Raw genomic sequence first — 17,419 nt, 5'->3', positions numbered from 1 at the left:
GCAAACGGATAACACACATGGAACGTCGAAAATTCCTGCAAATTGGCGCCGGCACTGCTGGCGCCATGCTCATTCCGGTATTCGGCAACGCGATCGCGGCCGAAGACCTGCTCAAGCCGCTGGCGGCGAGCGCCAAGAAAGTCCTGGCCGATACCGCGATGGGCGCGGCCACGCAAGCGGGCGCCTCGTACTGCGACGTGCGCATCGGCCGCTACCTGAACCAGTTCATCATCACGCGCGACCTGAACGTCGAGAGCATCAACAATACCGAGTCCAGTGGCGTGGGCATCCGCGTAATCGCCAACGGCGCCTATGGTTTTGCCTCGACCAACAGCATGACGCCGGACGGCATCGCCCAGGCCGCGCGCCAGGCGGTGGCCATCGCCAAGGCCAATGCCAAACTCCAGACCGAGCCGGTGCGCCTGGCGCCGGTCAAGGGCGTCGGCGAAGTGGCGTGGGCCACGCCGATCGTCAAGGATTGGCGCACCCTGCCGGTCAAGGAAAAGGCCGACATGCTGATCGCCGCCAACAAGGCCGGCCTGGATGCGGGCGCGAACTTCATGACCGCCTCGCTGTTCCAGATCAACCAGCAAAAATACTTCGCCTCGACCGACGGTTCGTATATCGACCAGGACATCCACCGCCTGTGGGCCCCGATCAACGCCACCGCGGTCGACCAGAAGACCGGCAAGTTCCGCTCGCGCGGCGGCCTGGGCGCCCCGGCCTCGATGGGCTATGAGTACTTCGACGCCAAGGCGGCGGACAAGGTGCGCGCCGCCGGCGGCGTGACCACCCTGTACACCCGTTCCTACGACATCGTGGAAGACGCGCGCCTGGCCGGCAAGCAGGCGCGCGAAAAGCTCACGGCCAAGTCGGTCGAGCCGGGCAAGTACGACCTGGTGCTCTCGCCCGAACACCTGTTCCTGACCATCCACGAAAACGTCGGCCACCCGACGGAACTGGACCGCGTGCTCGGCTACGAAGCCAACTACGCCGGCACCAGCTTCGCGGGCCTGGACAAGTGGCAGACCAAGAAATTCAAGTACGGCGCCGAGCGCGTCAACTTCGTGGCGGACCGTACCACGCCAGGCTCGCTGGGCCTGATCGGCTACGACGACGAAGGCGTGGCCGCCAAGAAGTGGGACATCATCCGCGACGGCATCCTGGTCAACTACCAGGCCACGCGCGACCAGGCCCACATCATCGGCGAGAAGGAATCGCACGGCTGCTCGTATGCCGACAGCTGGAGCACGGTGCAATTCCAGCGCATGCCGAACGTCTCGCTGGAGCCGGGCAAGGCGCGCCTGACGCCGGATGAGATGGTCCAGGACGTCAAGAAGGGCATCTATATCCTGGGGCGCGGCTCCTACTCGATCGACCAGCAGCGCTACAACTTCCAGTTCGGCGGCACGCTGTACTACGAGATCAAGAACGGCAAGATCGCCGGCCCGCTCGAGGATGTCGCCTACCAGGCCAATACCCAGGAATTCTGGAATGCCTGCTCGGCCATCTGCGACGAGCGCGACTGGCGCATGGGCGGCTCCTTCTTCGACGGCAAGGGCCAGCCGAGCCAGGTGAGCGCGGTGTCGCATGGATCGAGCACCACGCGCTTTAACGGCATCAACGTCATCAACACCGCACGCAAGATCGGATAAGGAGACCAGGATGAAAACCCTGAACCAGGAACAAGCAAAAAAAATCACCGATCGCGTTCTGTCGCTGTCGAAAGCCGACGAGTGCACGGTGCAGATCGGCGGCAGCCGGGTTGGCAATGTGCGCTTCGCGCGCAATAGCGTGTCGACCGCCGGCCTGACCGAAGACATGCAGCTGGTCGTGCGCGTGGCCTTCGGCAAGCGCAGCGGCACTGCCGTGGTCAACGAATTCGACGACAAGTCGCTCGAACGGGCGGTGCGCCGCGCCGAAGAGCTGGCCAAGCTGGCGCCGGAGAATCCGGAATTCATGCCGGCGGTGACGAAGCAGGAATACCGCGGCACCAGTACCTTCGTGCCCAAGACCGCGGCCATCGACCCGGACTTCCGGGCCGATGTCGCGGCCACCGCGATCGAACTGGCGCGCAAGAACAAGCTCGTCACCGCTGGCTTTTTCACCGACAGCACGAGCTTTACGACCATCGCCAACTCGAACGGCGTGTTCGGCCACCAGGACTTTACCAATCTGTCGTACAGCCTCACCGCGCGTACCGAAGACGGCCGCGGTTCGGGCTGGGTGACCCGCTCGGCGGTCGATGCGGCGCGTTTTGATGCGCGCGAAGCGTCGGAAATCGCGATCGAGAAGGCGCTGCGCTCGGTCGAGGCGCGCGCGCTGGAACCGGGCCGCTACACCGTGATCCTGGAACCGGCGGCGACCTCGGAAATCCTGGGCAATATGTTCAGCGCGTTCGATGCGCGCTCGGCCGACGAAGGCCGCAGCTTCCTGTCGAAAGCCGGCGGCAAGAACCGCCTGGGCGACAAGCTGTTCGACAGCCAGGTGAATGTCTGGGCCGATCCGTGGGACAAGGACGTACCGGTTGCGCCATGGGATGAAGAATCGCTGCTGGCGCGCGAGCGCACCCAGTTGATCAAGGACGGCCGCATCGCCTCGCTCGACTACTCGCGCTACTGGGCCCAGAAGATGGGCAAGCGCGCCACTGCGGGCCACGGCAATATGATCATGGCCGGCGGCACCAAGTCACTCGAAGAGCTGATCGAAGGCACCAAGAAAGGCATCGTGGTCACCCGCACCTGGTATATCCGGATGGTCGATCCGCAGTCGCTGCTGCTCACCGGCCTGACCCGCGACGGCACCTTCTATGTCGAAAACGGCAAGATCAAGTACCCGCTCAAGAATTTCCGCTTCAACGAGAGCCCGGTCACGATCCTGAACAATATCGACGAACTGGGCAAGCCGCAGATCATCGGTGGCGACGAAGTGCCGTTCCAGATGGTGCTGCCGCCGATGAAGGTGCGCGACTTCAACTTCACCTCGCTGTCCGACGCGGTGTAACGGCAGCGTATCGAGATGGCGAGTTTCGACTTCTACTTCACGCGCCTGATGTACGAATCGGGCAATTGGGACGTAGATATCCGCATGCCCAGCAATGTGCTGAACTCCCTGGTGGAGTACACCACCTTGCGGGTCGATACGACCGAGCGCATGGTCGCCCTGTCGGATCCGAAGATGCTGCAGGCGCCGTTCTGCTACCTGGCCGGCCACAAGCTGGTGCAGTTCACGCCGGCGGAACGGAGCAATTTCGAGAAGTACGTGCGTGGCGGCGGCTTCGTGTTCGTGGATGACTGCAACCACGACATCGACGGCCTGTTCGCCAAGTCGTTCGAGGCCGAGATGGCGAAGATCTTCGGGCCGCAGGCCCTGAAGAAGATCCCGAACAACCACCCGCTGTACTCGTGCTTCTTCAAGTTCGAGGACGGGCCGCCGACGACGTCGATGGAACTCAATGGCTGGGGCGACGACCTGGTGCACGAGTACCTGAAGGCGATCGAGATCGGCGGGCGGGTGCGCGTGCTGTACTCGAACAAGGACTATGGCTGCGAATGGGATTACGACTTTCGCAACAAGCGTTTTCTCGCGGTCGACAATACCCGCTTCGCGGTGAACATCATTCAATATGCGTTGGGAGCATGACCAGTGTCGCAACAAGATGCAGTAGCGTGGAATGAACAGGAAATCGCCGCCCTGACGGCGAAGGTGGGCGAACTCAAGGCCAGCATGGCGCGCGTGATCATCGGCCAGGAAGACGTGGTCAACCTGCTCGTCACCTGCCTGCTGGCGGGCGGCCACGCGCTGGTCGAAGGCGTGCCGGGGCTGGGCAAGACCCTGCTCGTCAAATCGCTGGCGCAAGCGACCGACATGCAGTTCCGCCGGGTGCAGTTCACGCCCGACCTGATGCCGTCGGATATCGTCGGCACCGAGATCCTGGAAGAAGACGCGGCTACCCGCCAGCGCGTGTTCCGCTTCCAGCCAGGCCCGGTGTTCACGCAAGTGCTGCTGGCCGACGAGATCAACCGCGCCCCGCCCAAGACCCAGTCAGCGCTGCTCGAGGCGATGCAGGAGCGTTCTGTCACCTTCGCCGGCCAGACCCACAAGCTGCCGCGGCCCTTCTTCGTGCTGGCCACGCAGAACCCGATCGAGCAGGCCGGCACCTATCCGCTGCCCGAGGCCCAGCTCGACCGCTTCCTGCTGCGCATCGACGTGGTGTATCCGACCGAGGACGAAGAAGTGCTGATGGTCTCGCGCACCACCCATGCAGGCCTGTCGGACGCCGAACCGGTGATGGATGTCGAGACCCTGCTGCGCCTGCAGCAGCTGGTGCGCGATATCGAGATCGGCGAGCACCTGGTGCGCTACGCCACGCGCCTGGTGCGCGCCACCCGCCCGAGCGAGACCACGGTCGAAGCGGTCAAGAAGCATATCGGCTGGGGCGCTGGCCCGCGCGCCGGCCAGGCGCTGGTGCTGGCGTCCAAGGCGCGCGCCCTGATGCAGGGCCGGCTGGCCGTCACCCGCGAGGATATCGGGGCGATGCTGCTGCCGGTGCTGGCGCACCGGGTGCTGCGCAACTTCGAGGCCGAGGCCGACGGCATCGCCATCGCCGACGTGCTGCAGTCGCTGCGCAACGAGATCAAGGTGCCGTAACGGGCGTTTGCACCATGTCGTTAGCCAATACCGCGCTGATTGCGCACACCCGGAAACTCGACCTGGTCATCCGCCACGTGCTGGCCGGCCTCGGGCACGGCATCCATGCGGGCCGCGAGCGCGGGGCCGGGGTCGAGTTCTCGGAATACCGGGCCTATGTGGCGGGCGACGAGTGGCGCCGGGTCGACTGGAAACTGGCGGCGCGCGCCGACCGCTATTTCGTGCGCGAGGCCGAGCGCGACAGCCATGTGGCGGTCTGGCTGGTGCTCGACGCCAGCGCCTCGATGGCCGAACCGAGCCGCAGCATCGAGGGACTCGACAAACTGGCCTATGCGCGCATGCTACTCGGCTGCGTGGCCGCGATCGCGCAGCGCCAGGGCGATGCCTTCGGCCTGGTGGTGCTGGGCGGCGGCAAGGTGGCGTTCACGCCGGCCCTGCGCGGACCGCGCCACCTGCAGCGGGTGCTGTCCCAGCTGCAGCGCACCGCGCCCGAGGGCAGCCTGCCGGAGTCCGATACCCTGAAGGCAAGCCTGCACTTCGCCCAGTCGCCCAGCGCGATCTATGCCGCCAGCGACCTGCTCGACTGGCCGTCGCCGCTGTCGATCGCCCTGACGCGCCTGCGCCAGATGCGCCACGACGTGCGCGTGCTGGGCCTGCAGACCCGGGCCGAGGTCGACGCCAGCTTTTCGGGCGACCTGGCCTACCGCGACCCGGAACGGGACGAGGGCGTGTTCCGTTTCGGCGCCGATCTGAAAGAAGGCTACCGCCGCAACCGCGAGCAGCACTTCGGCGCGGTCACGGCGCAATGCCGCAAGAATGACATCCCGTTGACGCTGGCCGCGATCGAGCAGGCGCCGGGCGAGGTGCTGCGGCGCTGGCTGCGGCGGCCGGGAAGGTAATGCCATGAATGCTCTCTGGTGGCTGGCGCTGCCCATCCTGTTGCTGCCGGTCTGGTGGCATCGCCGCAAGCGGGTCGAGAACGAGGCGGCGCCGATGGCGACCGCGCGCTTTTTGCCGCGCACCGAACCGCGCCAGACGCGGATCTGGCGCTGGAGTAACCCCTTGCTGCTGCTGGTGCGCTGCCTGTTGCTGGCGCTGCTCATCGCCTGGCTGGCCGATCCGGTCTATCCCTACCGCGGCGACACGGTGGTGGTGACGCAAGGGGCCGATGCCGCCTGGGTCGAGCGCGAAGCGACGCAGGCCGGCCTGGCGAATGCCGAGCGGGTCGCCTTGCCGGCCGCGCAGGCGCTGGGCTGGGTGCACACCCACGAGCGCGAGTGGCAGCGTGACGCGCGCCTGCTGGTACTGGGCGACGTGCCGATGCCGGCCGCGAAGCCGGCGTTTGGCCGCCCGGTCGAGGTACGCACGCAGGCCGTCGTACCGGCCAAGGTCGAGCGCCACGTCTACATCGCCAGCGAGCGCGCGGCCCAATGGCGCCGCATGTTCGCCGCCCAGGCCGGCCCCGAAAACATCGTCGTCGACGACACGCCCGGCGCCGCCACGACGCTGATCGTGTGGGATCGCGCAGAGGCGCCGCCGGCCGCGCTGCGCGCATCGCTGTGGTGGGTCACTCAGCCGTCCGCCTTCCCCGAACTGGGCAAGGCGCGCGCGGTGGACGGCCTGCGCTACGCCGACAGCGCGCGCGGCCGCCTGTGGCATCATGCGGATTGGCCGCCGCGCGACCCCGATGCCGCGCGTGCGCTGCTCGACGATTGGCAGCAACTCCACATCGGTCCGCGTCCCTATACGATGTCCTCGCAAGCGTTCGCGGCCGACCCGGACGCCAGCGCGCCTGCGCCGGGCGGCGCGCTGCGCGGCATCCTGCTGGCCATCCTGGCCGGCCTCTTTGTACTGGAAAGGAGTCTCACCCATGCACGGAGGCGTTGAGATCACCAAACGGGTATGGCGCGCGGCGCAGTTGCGCCGCCTGCCGCTGTGGATCATCGGCGCCTTGCCGTGGCTGGCGATTCCGTCCGGACCGGGCCTGTTGGCCTGGGCCGGCTGGTGCGCGCTGGACTGGGTCAAGCTGCGCCGCCGCGTCACCTTCGAGTGGACCGCCTGGCTGGACGGCGCCGTGCCCGAGATGGAAGACAGCGCTGCCCTGCTCGAGCAGGCCGATTCGCCGATCGCGCGCCTGCAGCAGCAGCGCCTGTTCGATCGCCTGGACGCCGTCATCTCGCCGGCCCAGCTGCGCCAGATCGTCGCGCGCCACGTGTCGGCCGGTTATCCGATCATCCTGGTCAGCGCCGTGCTGGCGGGGATGGTGTGGTATGCCACCACGCGGCCGCCGGAAGCGGGCGGGGTGGCCGCGCCAAGCCCGGTCGGCAGTGCGACCGCCGCCACCCTGGCCGGGCTCACCGTCAAGCTCGCGCCACCGGCCTATACCGGCGTTGCGCCGAGTGAATCGGCCCCGCGCGACCTGCAGGCGCCGGAACAGACCGTCGTCAGCTGGTGCCTGAAGGATGGCACCGCGGGCGACAACAGGATCGAACTGGGCAACGGCCAGGTGCTCGAGCCGGGCAAGGAATGCGCGCGCTGGACCGCCACCGAATCGGTGGTCTGGCGCTGGCGCGGTGAACGTCACACGCTGCGCGTGATCCCCGACCAGCCACCCGAAATCACGATCACGGCGCCCACGCAAATGATCCAGGACCTGCGCGAGACCGCCACCAGCGCCGCGATGGGGGTGCAAGTGCGCGACGACTACGCGATCCGGCGCGCCACCCTGCACATGACCCTGGCGCGCGGCAGCGGCGAGAACGTGAAATTCACCGACCGCGAAATGCCGCTGCCGGCATCAAACGACCCCAAGCGGCGCGACTGGTCGAAGCAGTGGTCGCTGGCCGAACTGGAACTGGAACCGGGCGACGAGCTGTATTTCTTCGTGCGCGCGACCGACAATGCCGGCCGCGCCCAGACCGTGCAGTCGCCCACCTATACCGTGCGCCGCCCGGCGCCCGAGCAGGAAGGGGAAGAGGAGAGCGCGGCGATGCCCTCGCTGGTCAAGCCGGCCTCGCTGCGCAGCCAGCGCCAGATCATCATCGACACCGAGCAGCTCATCGCCGATATGCGCGGCACCAGGATCGCGGCCGAGGATGTGCGCGACCGCAGCGAACGCATCGCCAACGACCAGGCCCAGCTGCGCCGCCGCTACGGCCAGTTCCTGGGCGAGGAATCGACGCTGTTTGCCGATAACGCCGGCTCCGGCACTGGCGGCGCGCAACAGGACGACGATCACGAAGGCCACGACCATGGCCCTGGAGAGCATGCGCACGAGGAAGGTCATGGCCACGACCACGGCAACCCGAACACCCGCAAGAGCGCCATCGTCAACGAGACCCAGCACATCCTCGAAACCTATGGACACGCCCACGACGAGGCCGAGAACGCGACCATGTACGACGAGGGCACGAAGAAAGTGCTGCGGCGCGCGCTGGTGGCGATGTGGGATGCCGAAAAGTCGCTGCGCGCCATCGCGCCAAAAACCGCGTTGGCGCCCGAGCACAAGGCATTGGAAGCGATCAAGGAGCTGCAGCAGGCCGAGCGCATCTTCCTGCACAAGACCGCGTTCACGCCACCGCCGATCAAGGAAGACAAGCGCATGACCGGCGAGATGGCGGGCGCCGCCAGCTATCGCCGCCAGCAGGCCGGCCAGGATGCGCCGCTGCCGGAAGAGCTGCGCACGCTGGTGCAGGCGCTGTCCGGCGAGGCCGTGCTGCCGGCACTGTGGAGCCGCACCGCCAACGACTGGGTCCGCACCCGCCTCAAGGACGACGAACAGCGCCTGGCCGCCCAGCGCGCGATCCAGGACGTGGCCGATGGCTGCGTCGCCTGCCGGCCGGTGCTGGGCGCCTGGCTGCGCACTGGCGCCGGCGACGGCCAGGTGCTGCTGCAGGCGACGACCAGGGTCGAGACGCCGTTCGAGCGCAACTGGCGTGCGGCAGGCGCGCCATGAACCACAATCTGCTCATCGGCGCCATCGCCGTGGCGGGCCTGGCCAGCGCCGCGCTCTACCTGCGCCGGCGCCAGTGGCTCGACGCACTGCTGGTGGTCGTCGCGGCAGCCACGCTGGGCCTGTTCGCGTCCGACCTGCGCGTGCCTGGCGAGGCGGGCCGTACGCTCGCCATCGACCCGGCGGCGCCGCCCGTGTCGCTCGAGGGCGTCGATGCCCTGCGCCTGGAAGGCGACGGCCTGCGCGCCGCCGCATGGAACGATCTGCCGGCCCTGCCGCTGGCCTGGCAAGCGCCGAAGGGCGGGGCGCTGCGCCTCGATTTCCCGAGCCAGCTGGCGCTGGGCCGCCCCTTCACCCTGCGCGTCGAGCGTGAAGACAAGGTTGATGCGCGCCTGGAACTGCTGGCCGAGAACGGCCAGCGCATCGCCCAGGCCAGCGGCCCGGGCACGCTCAGCGTCGAATGGATGCCGCCGGTGGCCGAGCGCGTCGTGCTCAAGGCGCGCCTGCTCGACGCCGGGGACAAGGTCATCGCCGAGGGGCCGATTCCGTTCACGGTGCACGAGCCGGCGCCATTGCAGGTCGTCGGCCGCTTCGGCGCGCCATCGTTCGACCTGCGCGTGCTCAATGAGCTGATGGCCGGCAGCGGTGCGCTGCTCGACTGGCAGGTCACGCTGGGCCGCGACATCACCCGCACCGAAGCGCCACGCGAGGAAATGACGGCGCCCAACCTGATGGTGTTGGATGCCGCCCGTTTCGAACGCATGGGCGCCGGCGAGCGGGCGGCGCTACTCAAGCGCGTGGCCGACGGCATGCCGCTCCTGGTACTGGGCGGTAACGCGAACGACCCAGGCATCTGGTCGCGCACCCTGCAACTGCCGCTGCGCGCGCAGCCGCTGGGCGGCAAGCTGGAGGCGCCGCTGGAAATGCCGCTGGCGCCGCTGCTGCCAGCGTCGGTCGAGGCGGGCCCGTGGCGGGGTTCGGAGAACATGGTCTGGACCCGCGACTGGCAAAAGGGCCGCATCGCCTGGCTGGGCGTGAGCGAATGGCACCGCCATGCGATCGCCGAACCGCGCGCGCTGGCGCTGTGGTGGCAGGGTGTGCTCGACCGGGTCGGCGTGACGCTGGACCGGGAAACCGAATGGCTGGCGCCGACGGAGATGCCGCTACCGGGCCAGCGCCTCGAAGTGTGCGCCCGTGGCGTCGGTGGCGAAGTCGCTTTCCCGCAACTGAAACAGGCCTTGCGCTGGCAGCAGCGCGCGGACCGCCTTGACGCATCGTGCGTCGCGCTGTGGCCGCAAAAATCCGGCTGGCTGCGGATGCAGGACGCCAGGGCCGGGGCGCATGCGCTGTATGTGTACGACCGGGCCGACTGGCCGCAATGGCAGGCGATGCAACAGCGCGATGCCACGCAGCGCTACGCTGCGCGCACCCCGCTCGCGGCGCAGGAAGGACCGACCCGACCCATGCCGGCCTGGCCGTTCGCGCTGGCGTTTGCCAGCGCGATGCTGCTGCTGTGGTGGCGCGAACGGCGCTGAACTTACTTGCAGGCGTAGGCCTTGCCCACCCATTCGTTGGTCATGCTGGTACCGCGCTGCGACCACACCACGTCGGTCGCCTGGAGCCGCACGGCGTCGTTCATGGCGCGCGCCTTGGCATTCCTGGAGCCGACGCTGGCGCTCAGGCCGACGAACACGGCGTCGGAACCATGGACCTCGCCAAGCGGCCGGCATTGCTTGACATTGCTGTCGCTGACTTCACGGATGGTATTCGACTGCATCGTGGTGCAGGCGGTGAGCATGGCCAGGCTGGACAGGCAGGCGAGGGTCGGGAGGATTTTTTTCATGTCGATGGGTTTGTCATTCGAGTGATGGAAGCGGGGCGGCATGCCGCCCCGCGAAGTATTACTGCACGGTCTGGGTTGCGAGCACGTTGCCCTTGCGGTCGACCAGGTCGATCCTGAGGATCTGCGCGTTGACCGTCTTGTTGCTCACGTCGGCGTCCTGCACGAAGCCATAGACCACCGTGCGTGGCGATTCGTACTTGCTGCGCAAGCCCTCGATCACGCGCGCCTTGTCTTCTTCAGGAACGCTGAGGTAGCGGAAGTCGGCGCCGTTGCTAAAGCCAAGCTTGTAGTCGCTGTTGTCGTTGAAATAGCGGTACGAGCCTTTTTCCCACACCGAGGAATCGAGTGGGAAGCCCTTCTGTTCGAAGTCATATTTCTGGATCGAGTCGGGAATCTCCAGTTTCACGTAGCGCTGCTGGGCCGCCTGCGCCACGCCGGCGTCGATCTTGACCTTGAGCGCCTTGAGCAGGTCGTTCTTCATGAACTCGTCCGAGGCCGACCGGTAGTCGCGCGAATAGGTGTTGGCCACCTCGTTGTAATCGATCGGCATGCCGGCGATGCCCAGGTAGGCGAACATGATCTGGTTGCCGCTATTGAGCTCGATGTAGCTGCTGGCCGGCGTGTTCGGATCGCCCTTGGGCCGGCTGGCCAGCGCCTGCTGCTTGGCTTCCTGCTTGGCTTGTTCGGCCATGACGGCAGGTTGGGCGGCGTCGGCCAGGTTCGGTGGGGCGGCGCCATCGGCCGGGGCCTTGTCCTTGCAGGCGGCCAGGCCGGCCAGCAGGGTGATGGCCAGCAGCGTGGCGAATGGACGGCGCACCGGCGGGATTTGGTGGTGGGACATGATGTTCCTTGATGAAGGTGGTCGGGTTGGTTCAGGCCTTGGCGGCCAGGAATTTCATGAGGCCACGGCCGGCCAGGTACAGGCTGGCCAACAGTGACAGCCAGGCGCCGGCGCCGAAGGAGATCGCGCGCATGGCTTCGCGCAGCATCATGCTGCTGACGCTTTCGGCCATTTGTGCGGCCTGTGCGCCGCCGAAGATGCTGGCCGCGCCTTGCGCCTGCTTGACGCCGTCGTTGATGCCGAGATAGAACATCAGCACGATCAGCAGCATGAAGGCCAGCGGCAAGAGGCCGCCCAGGTGGGCGCGCTTGTCGTTCCAGACCTGGGGCAACAGCGGGCCGAGCAGGGCGACGATGCACAGGAAGCCATAGATGCCGCTGCCGCCGCCTCCGCCGCCAAGCCCGCTCATCAGGCCGGACGGCGAATTGAGCACGCCGAGCAGCTTCCAGAGCGACATCCCGACGCTGTACTGGGACGAGACCTGCACCGCGATGGTGTTGAGGAAGAACCAGCCCACCACCAGCACGCCGAGCGCCACCAGGGTCGGCATGCCGAAGCGCGCCGTCAGGCCCGCCGCCAGAGCGCCCCCCTTGGCCTTGGCCGCCTGCAGGGCCAGGTCGGCCTGCTCCTTGGCCAGCTGGGCGTCGGCCACCGGCATCACCGCGGCCAGGCCGCCCGCAGCGTCGAGCGACACGTCGACCACCATGCCGACCCGGGGCGGCTGGTCGGATTTCCAGTGCGACTCCAGGGTAAATGGATGCTGGTTGCCGCCGCTGCTGAGCAGGCCGGGTCCGGCGTTGGTGTCCCGCAAAATCTTGCCGCGATGAGTCATGATGGTGATCCTTCTTTCAGTTTGCCGTACTGCGAGCGCAGTCTGTCGCTATGTGATTCACCAACCAGAACGCACCGGTCCGGACTATTTTCAGCATTTTTCAGAAAATTATTCACCGTGCATTCTTTGTATCGTCGTGGTCGACAAAACACGCGCGGCTGACCCATAATCTTCGGATGATCCCCATCCTCGCCCCCGCAATCCCGATCGACGCTGGCGCCCGTTCCTGATGCGCCGTTGCCTGCTTATCCTGTTGTGGGTGGCCGGCGCGGCCGGCGCGTCCGAGCGCCACGCACTGCTGGTCGGGGTATCGAGCCCGCCGGCCCTGCCGCGCAGCGCCTGGCTGGACGGGCCGCGCCATGACGTGCCGGCCATGCGCAATGCCTTGCTGGCGCAGGGCTTCGCCGCCGAGCGCGTCGTCAGCCTGGCCGACGGCGTCGATGGCGCGGCCGCGCCCACCCGCGGCGCCGTCCTGGCCCAGCTGGCGCGCTACGCCAAGACGCTGCAGCCGGACGACGTGCTGGTGATCTACTGGTCCGGCCATGGCATCCTGACGCCGGGCCGGCCCAGCCTGTGGCAAACGCCGTTCGGCCAGCAGGTGCGCCTGCTGGCGCAGGATGCCCGCCTCGATAGCCGCAGCCAGCAGCTCTCCGGCACCGTCAGCAGCACCGATATCGGCCACGCGATCGACGCCCTCGCGGCACGCCGGGTGCGGGTCGTGGCCATGTTCGACACCTGCCATGCGGCCGGCAGCACCCGCGGCGACGCCGGCCTGGCCTGGCGCGGCCTGGCCAGCCCCGTGCTGCGCAGCGCGCCACGGGCGGCGAGCCTGGCGGGGCGCTCCGCGCCCGTCACCGGCACCGGCAAGCAGGCGCCGCAACCCGCGACGGGTTCGCGCGAACGCCCGCTGTTCATCGGTTTTTTCGCCGCCGAATCGCAGCAACGCAGCGCCGAGGCTGTCGCCAGCGACTATCCCGGCCAGGCGCGCGGCATCTTCACGCGCGCCCTGATCGCCGGCCTGCGCGACCGGCCGGCCAGCTACCTGGCATGGGCCGACCTCACCAGCGCCTACTACCGCCAGGCGTTCGACGAGCGCCAGTTGCCGGCCAGCGCGCGTCCTTCGCCGGTGTATGCCGGCGCGCTCGAGCAGGCGCTGTGGACGGCGGCCGCATCGCCGGCATCGTGGCCGGTACGCCAGGATGAACGCGGCTGGTACGTGCCGTATGGCCGTCTCGACGGCCTGCAGGCGGGCGACGTCCTGCAGCACGCCACCAGCACCTGGCGTGTGACCGAGGCAGGCTGGAACGAAGCACGGCTGGCGACGCCTGGCCATGCCGCGGCGAGCGCGGGCTGGGCGCGGCGCCTGCCGGCTGCCGTGGCTGCGCCGGCACTGACCGTCGTGGACCGGCGGCGGGGCGTGAGCACCGTCGGCCTCTCCCTCCCTGGCCGTGACGCGCTGCGCCTGCGGGTCGCGGACGATGCTTTGCCGGCGTTGCGTGCCCGCGCCGCCGATCTCGCCGCCGTGCTGGCGCTGCCGTCGACGGCAGCGGCGCCTCCGCTGCTGCAGGCGCGCATCGAGATCAAGCCGCCCGGCCAGGCCGGCGCCAGCCTGCCTTTCGTCGACCGCGACCTGGGCCCGCTGGCGCCCGGCACGCGCCTGCGCGTGATCGTCGAGAATGGTGGCGATGGTGCGGTCGACGCCGGCATCGTGCACCTGCCGCTGACCGGACCGGCGACCCGGGTGTTTCCCCGGTTCGGCGGCGACAGCAAGCGCCTGCCGCCGCGATCGGGCCGTGTCGAACGCGCGTTCGAGGTCACGGCCCAAGACGCGCAAAGCGGACCGGAATGGCTGGTACTGGTGGCTGCGCCTGCGGTGGACGGCGCCATGCCGCGCCGCTTCGCCGTGTTCGACGCGCTGCGCGATGACGTGAGCGATGACGGCGAACGCGGCGCTTCGCTGGCAAGCCGTCGTCGTCCCGACGCGGCGCAGGTGGCCCGCATCAGCTGGCAGGTCGCCCCTGGAGCCGTCCAATGAGGCGGCAACCGTCGTTCGGCGGCAGCTTGCGCAGGCTCGGACTGGCCGCCTGGCTGTGCCTGGCGACAGGCGCCGCCGCCGCCAGTTGCCAACCCGCCGCCGACGCCTTGATCGAGGTGGGCGAGCAGGACGTCGCCAAGGGCCGCTACCCGGAGGCGATCGTATCGTTCGAGCAGGCGCTGCGCCTGTGCCGCGACGCCGCCGACCAGCACGGCGTCTCGGCCAGCCTGCTCAGGGTCGGCAAGACCCTGCATCATGTGCACCGCTATGCCGACAGCGAGGCGGCCCTGCTGGAAGGCTGGGCGCTGCGCCAGCGGCTCAGCAGCGGCGCGCAGCCCGACGATCCGTACCGCGAGCGCATGTATTACCCGGCCGAGCTGATGTACCTGTACCGTCAGTGGAGCCGCTACGACCTGGCCTGGAAGTGGGGCGAGGAGGCCCTACGTATCAAGGCGCAACTGGCCGGCGCCAACAGCAGTTCCTACGGCACCACCCTGTCGAATGTGTCCGGCATCGCCATGATCACGCGCGAGTATGCGCGCGGCCTGCCCTACGCGCGTGAGGCGATGGACATCTGGGAAGCCACGTCCGGCACCGACAGCACCGACCACGCCTGGGGCATGCGCGATGTCGGCGTCCTGCTGCTCGGCCAGGGCAAGATGCAGGAGTCGTATCACTACCTGGAGCGCGCCTACCGGATCCGCCTGGCGGCATTCGGCCCGGACCGCACCGAAACCCAGACCAGCGTCCAGGACATGGCGGCCTGGCATACCCAGGCCGGCAACGACGCCGCCGCACTGGGCTTTGCCGAACTGGGCCTGGCCAGTGCGATCCGGCGCTACGGTCCCGATGCGGTGGACATCAGCTACGCGCTGGCGCGCGTGGCCCGCATCCACCTGCGCCTGGGTGAGTCCGCGCAGGCGGCGGCCGAGGCCGAACGGGTATTGCACCTGCGCCGCACGGCGCTGGGCGAAGACAATGCCCAGACCATGAACGCCTGGCAGGACGTGGCGAAAACCCAGCTCGCCAACAACCGTCTCGGCCGCTCGGCGGCGGCGGCGCAGGCGGCGCTGCGGGCCTGCCTGGCGATCCCGGGCGCGGTTGCCGCCTCGTGCGTGGCGCACCAGCTCGACCATGCGCGGGCACTGCTGGCGCTGGGCCAGGCCGCCGAGGCGCTGGCGCAAGCCGAGCGCGCCGCGGCCCTGGCGCGCAGCCACGGCGAATTGGATGGCGACGAACGCGCCGCCATCATGCTCGGTGCGCAGGCGCTGCGCACGCTGGGACGGCCAGAACAGGCCGAGGATGCGCTGGCCGGGCTGGCCAGCCGGGTCGCGGCGCTGCCCGATCCGCCCGCCAACGGCCAGTTCGAGGTCGCGCTGGCGCTCGATGCGGTGCGCGCCGAGCGGGGCGGCGCCGACCTGGCCGCGCTGGCCGCACGCAGCAGCGCGCTGGCGCAGCAGGTGGGCCAGGCGCGCGGATTGTCCAACCCGGCGTACGCCAGCGCGCTGCTCGACGCCGCCGCGCTCCATGCGCGCGGCTCCAACCGGGCGCTGGCACGTGAGCACAGCGCGCGCGCCATGGCGATCGGCCTGGCCAACCACGCCACGCTGCTGCAGGCGCGCGCCGCTGCCCAGTTGAGCGAACTCGACGCGGGCGCGCATGCCGTCTTTCTCGGCAAGGTGGCGGTCAATGCCTTGCAGGCGGCGCGCGAGAACACGACCGGCCTGCCGGTCGAGCAGCAGCACAGCTTCGTCCAGTTGAAGAAGGCGGCCTACCAGCGCCTCGTCGACCAGTTGCTCGACCGGGGCCGCATCGGCGAAGCCGAGCGGGTGCTGGCGATGGTCGAAGATAACGAATTCCACGACCTGGTGCGCAGCGCCGATAGCGCGGGCGAACACGATGCGCGCGTCGTGCGCCTGCGGTTCGACGGCATCGATGCGGCCCCCGAGCGCCAGTTCGCGCTGCGCGCACGCTCGCTCGAGCAGGCCGCACAGGCGCTGGCCCAGGCCAGGGCGCGCCAGGCCCAGGGCAGCGCCGACGGCGCGGCCGAACTGGCGGCGGCGCAGACGGTGATGAAGGACTTGCTGGACCAGGCCACCGAGGAGTGGGGCGGGCCGGCGCCGTCGACCGCGACGGCGGCCAGCGCGGCTGGTGCGGCTGGTGCGGCTGGTGCGACAGCGTGGACCAGCCCGGGACGCGCCACGCTGGCGCCGGGCCGCCTGCACCTGACCTACCTGGTGGGCGAACAGCGTATCCGCCTGGTGGTCCAGCATGGCAGCGTCGCGCGCGTCGTGACGCTCGATGCCGATCAGGCCGGCCTGGTGCGTGACATCGCCCACTTGCGCAGCCTGGCGCAACACCCCGGCAAGGACCCGCGCACGCAAGCGCAACGCCTGTTCCGCCAGCTGCTCGAACCGGTGCTGCCGGAGCTGGCACGCGCACGCATGCTGACGCTGTCGTTGAACGGCGTGCTGCGCTACCTGCCGTTCGCCATGCTGCACGATGGCCGCCAGTGGCTGGTCGAGCGCCTGCCGCTGCAGGTGACGGGCAGCGCCGACATCGACGGCGGCGCGGCACGCATCGCCGTCGCGCCGCGGCCAAGGTCGGTGGCCCTGTTCGGCCAGAGCCAGGCCAGCGGCGAGCTGCCGGCCCTGCCGTTCGTCGCGCGCGAACTGCAGGCGGTGCGCACCATCGGCAAGGCCGGGAAGATCCCGAACGCGACCTACCTCGATGCCGGCTTCACCGCCGCCGCCCTGGCGCGCGCCCTGCAACGCGACAGCATGGTGCACATCGCCAGCCATTTCGTGTTGCGGCCGGGGCGCGACGACGGTTCCTACCTGGTGCTGGGAGAGGGGCGGCATTTGAGCCTGGCGGAACTGGCGCAGGCGCGTTTCAGCTTCGCCGGCCTGGATCTGTTGACGCTGTCGGCCTGCGAGACGGCGGTGCCGGCCGGCGTCGACGCCAGCGGCCGCGAACTGGCGGGCCTGGCATGGCTGGCCCGCGAGCGCGGCGCGCGCCACGTGCTGGCCAGCCTGTGGCGGGTATCGGACCGCTCCACCGCCACCCTGATGACCGACTTCTATGGGGCGCTGGGACGCGGCGCCGGCAAGCCGGAAGCACTGCGCGCGGCCCAGGTGCGCCAGATCCGGCGCGCGGCGCCCGGTGGCGCCGCACGCGGCCTGAAGGCCATCGACGAACCCGTTGCCAGGCCGTCCTACGGCCATCCCTACTACTGGGCCGGGTTCACGCTGCTCGGTTCCTGACGG

Annotated in this window: 13 protein-coding genes; 10 read left to right on the top strand and 3 right to left on the bottom strand. The window is 69.0% G+C overall.

The window, feature by feature from the left end; genetic code table 11:
• The first annotated feature begins 17 nt into the window (after positions 1 to 17).
• From GNT67_RS01855 to GNT67_RS01820, 8 genes are read left to right on the top strand one after another with little or no spacing between them, the layout of a single operon-like run.
• Entirely contained in the window at positions 18 to 1,655 is a 1,638-nt protein-coding gene (locus tag GNT67_RS01855; protein WP_159628028.1) for a TldD/PmbA family protein, read from the top strand.
• Positions 1,656 to 1,665: 10 nt separating this feature from the next.
• Positions 1,666 to 3,003: a TldD/PmbA family protein gene (locus GNT67_RS01850; RefSeq protein WP_159628026.1), complete on the top strand. Its 1,338-nt coding sequence runs from the start codon at positions 1,666 to 1,668 to the stop codon at positions 3,001 to 3,003.
• A gap of 15 nt (positions 3,004 to 3,018) precedes the next feature.
• A complete protein-coding gene (locus GNT67_RS01845; protein ID WP_159628024.1) occupies positions 3,019 to 3,642 on the top strand; it encodes a DUF4159 domain-containing protein in 624 nt (207 codons plus the stop codon).
• A gap of 3 nt (positions 3,643 to 3,645) precedes the next feature.
• Positions 3,646 to 4,650, top strand: coding sequence for an AAA family ATPase (locus GNT67_RS01840; protein WP_159628022.1), 1,005 nt, complete (start codon positions 3,646 to 3,648; stop codon positions 4,648 to 4,650).
• Between the two features lie 14 nt (positions 4,651 to 4,664).
• On the top strand, positions 4,665 to 5,549 hold the full coding sequence (locus GNT67_RS01835) for a DUF58 domain-containing protein (protein WP_159628020.1): 885 nt from the start codon (positions 4,665 to 4,667) through the stop codon (positions 5,547 to 5,549).
• A 4-nt stretch (positions 5,550 to 5,553) separates the two neighbouring features.
• The gene (locus GNT67_RS01830; protein WP_159628018.1) at positions 5,554 to 6,537 is read left to right on the top strand and encodes a BatA domain-containing protein; all 984 of its coding nucleotides are present in this window, start codon (positions 5,554 to 5,556) and stop codon (positions 6,535 to 6,537) included.
• Positions 6,521 to 8,605, top strand: coding sequence for a hypothetical protein (locus tag GNT67_RS01825; protein WP_159628016.1), 2,085 nt, complete (start codon positions 6,521 to 6,523; stop codon positions 8,603 to 8,605). The genes GNT67_RS01830 and GNT67_RS01825 overlap by 17 nt, the downstream gene beginning before the upstream one ends.
• Complete coding sequence (locus tag GNT67_RS01820; protein ID WP_159628014.1) at positions 8,602 to 10,137, top strand: hypothetical protein; 1,536 nt, start codon at positions 8,602 to 8,604, stop codon at positions 10,135 to 10,137. The genes GNT67_RS01825 and GNT67_RS01820 overlap by 4 nt, the downstream gene beginning before the upstream one ends.
• A gap of 2 nt (positions 10,138 to 10,139) precedes the next feature.
• On the opposite strand, the gene GNT67_RS01815 is transcribed toward GNT67_RS01820, so the two are convergent.
• From GNT67_RS01815 to GNT67_RS01805, 3 genes are read right to left on the bottom strand one after another with little or no spacing between them, the layout of a single operon-like run.
• Positions 10,140 to 10,445 (bottom strand): hypothetical protein, encoded by a 306-nt coding sequence (locus GNT67_RS01815; RefSeq protein ID WP_159628012.1) that lies wholly within the window; start codon positions 10,443 to 10,445, stop codon positions 10,140 to 10,142.
• 58 nt (positions 10,446 to 10,503) lie between these two features.
• Complete coding sequence (locus GNT67_RS01810; protein ID WP_159628010.1) at positions 10,504 to 11,286, bottom strand: DUF4852 domain-containing protein; 783 nt, start codon at positions 11,284 to 11,286, stop codon at positions 10,504 to 10,506.
• Between the two features lie 31 nt (positions 11,287 to 11,317).
• Positions 11,318 to 12,118: a hypothetical protein gene (locus GNT67_RS01805; protein ID WP_159628008.1), complete on the bottom strand. Its 801-nt coding sequence runs from the start codon at positions 12,116 to 12,118 to the stop codon at positions 11,318 to 11,320.
• A gap of 229 nt (positions 12,119 to 12,347) precedes the next feature.
• On the opposite strand from GNT67_RS01805, the gene GNT67_RS01800 reads away from it, so the two are divergent.
• Both GNT67_RS01800 and GNT67_RS01795 read left to right on the top strand, forming a co-directional pair.
• Positions 12,348 to 14,153, top strand: a complete 1,806-nt coding sequence (locus tag GNT67_RS01800; RefSeq protein WP_159628006.1) for a caspase family protein — start codon at positions 12,348 to 12,350, stop codon at positions 14,151 to 14,153.
• Complete coding sequence (locus GNT67_RS01795) at positions 14,150 to 17,416, top strand: CHAT domain-containing tetratricopeptide repeat protein (RefSeq protein ID WP_159628004.1); 3,267 nt, start codon at positions 14,150 to 14,152, stop codon at positions 17,414 to 17,416. Before GNT67_RS01800 ends, GNT67_RS01795 begins: the two co-directional genes overlap by 4 nt.
• Positions 17,417 to 17,419 lie beyond the last annotated feature (3 nt).

Source organism: Massilia puerhi, from assembly GCF_009861485.1.
Note: the sequence above shows the minus strand (reverse complement) of the source record. Positions and strands in the feature narration are given on the sequence as shown.

Excerpts from the sequence above, each read along its gene's own strand:
- GNT67_RS01855 (WP_159628028.1), top strand. The coding sequence starts at position 18 with ATGGAACGTCGAAAATTCCTGCAAATTGGCGCCGGCACTGCTGGCGCC.
- GNT67_RS01850 (WP_159628026.1), top strand. The coding sequence starts at position 1,666 with ATGAAAACCCTGAACCAGGAACAAGCAAAAAAAATCACCGATCGCGTT.
- GNT67_RS01845 (WP_159628024.1), top strand. The coding sequence starts at position 3,019 with ATGGCGAGTTTCGACTTCTACTTCACGCGCCTGATGTACGAATCGGGC.
- GNT67_RS01835 (WP_159628020.1), top strand. The coding sequence starts at position 4,665 with ATGTCGTTAGCCAATACCGCGCTGATTGCGCACACCCGGAAACTCGAC.
- GNT67_RS01830 (WP_159628018.1), top strand. The coding sequence starts at position 5,554 with ATGAATGCTCTCTGGTGGCTGGCGCTGCCCATCCTGTTGCTGCCGGTC.
- GNT67_RS01825 (WP_159628016.1), top strand. The coding sequence starts at position 6,521 with ATGCACGGAGGCGTTGAGATCACCAAACGGGTATGGCGCGCGGCGCAG.
- GNT67_RS01820 (WP_159628014.1), top strand. The coding sequence starts at position 8,602 with ATGAACCACAATCTGCTCATCGGCGCCATCGCCGTGGCGGGCCTGGCC.
- GNT67_RS01815 (WP_159628012.1), bottom strand. The coding sequence starts at position 10,445 with ATGAAAAAAATCCTCCCGACCCTCGCCTGCCTGTCCAGCCTGGCCATG.
- GNT67_RS01810 (WP_159628010.1), bottom strand. The coding sequence starts at position 11,286 with ATGTCCCACCACCAAATCCCGCCGGTGCGCCGTCCATTCGCCACGCTG.
- GNT67_RS01805 (WP_159628008.1), bottom strand. The coding sequence starts at position 12,118 with ATGACTCATCGCGGCAAGATTTTGCGGGACACCAACGCCGGACCCGGC.
- GNT67_RS01800 (WP_159628006.1), top strand. The coding sequence starts at position 12,348 with ATGCGCCGTTGCCTGCTTATCCTGTTGTGGGTGGCCGGCGCGGCCGGC.
- GNT67_RS01795 (WP_159628004.1), top strand. The coding sequence starts at position 14,150 with ATGAGGCGGCAACCGTCGTTCGGCGGCAGCTTGCGCAGGCTCGGACTG.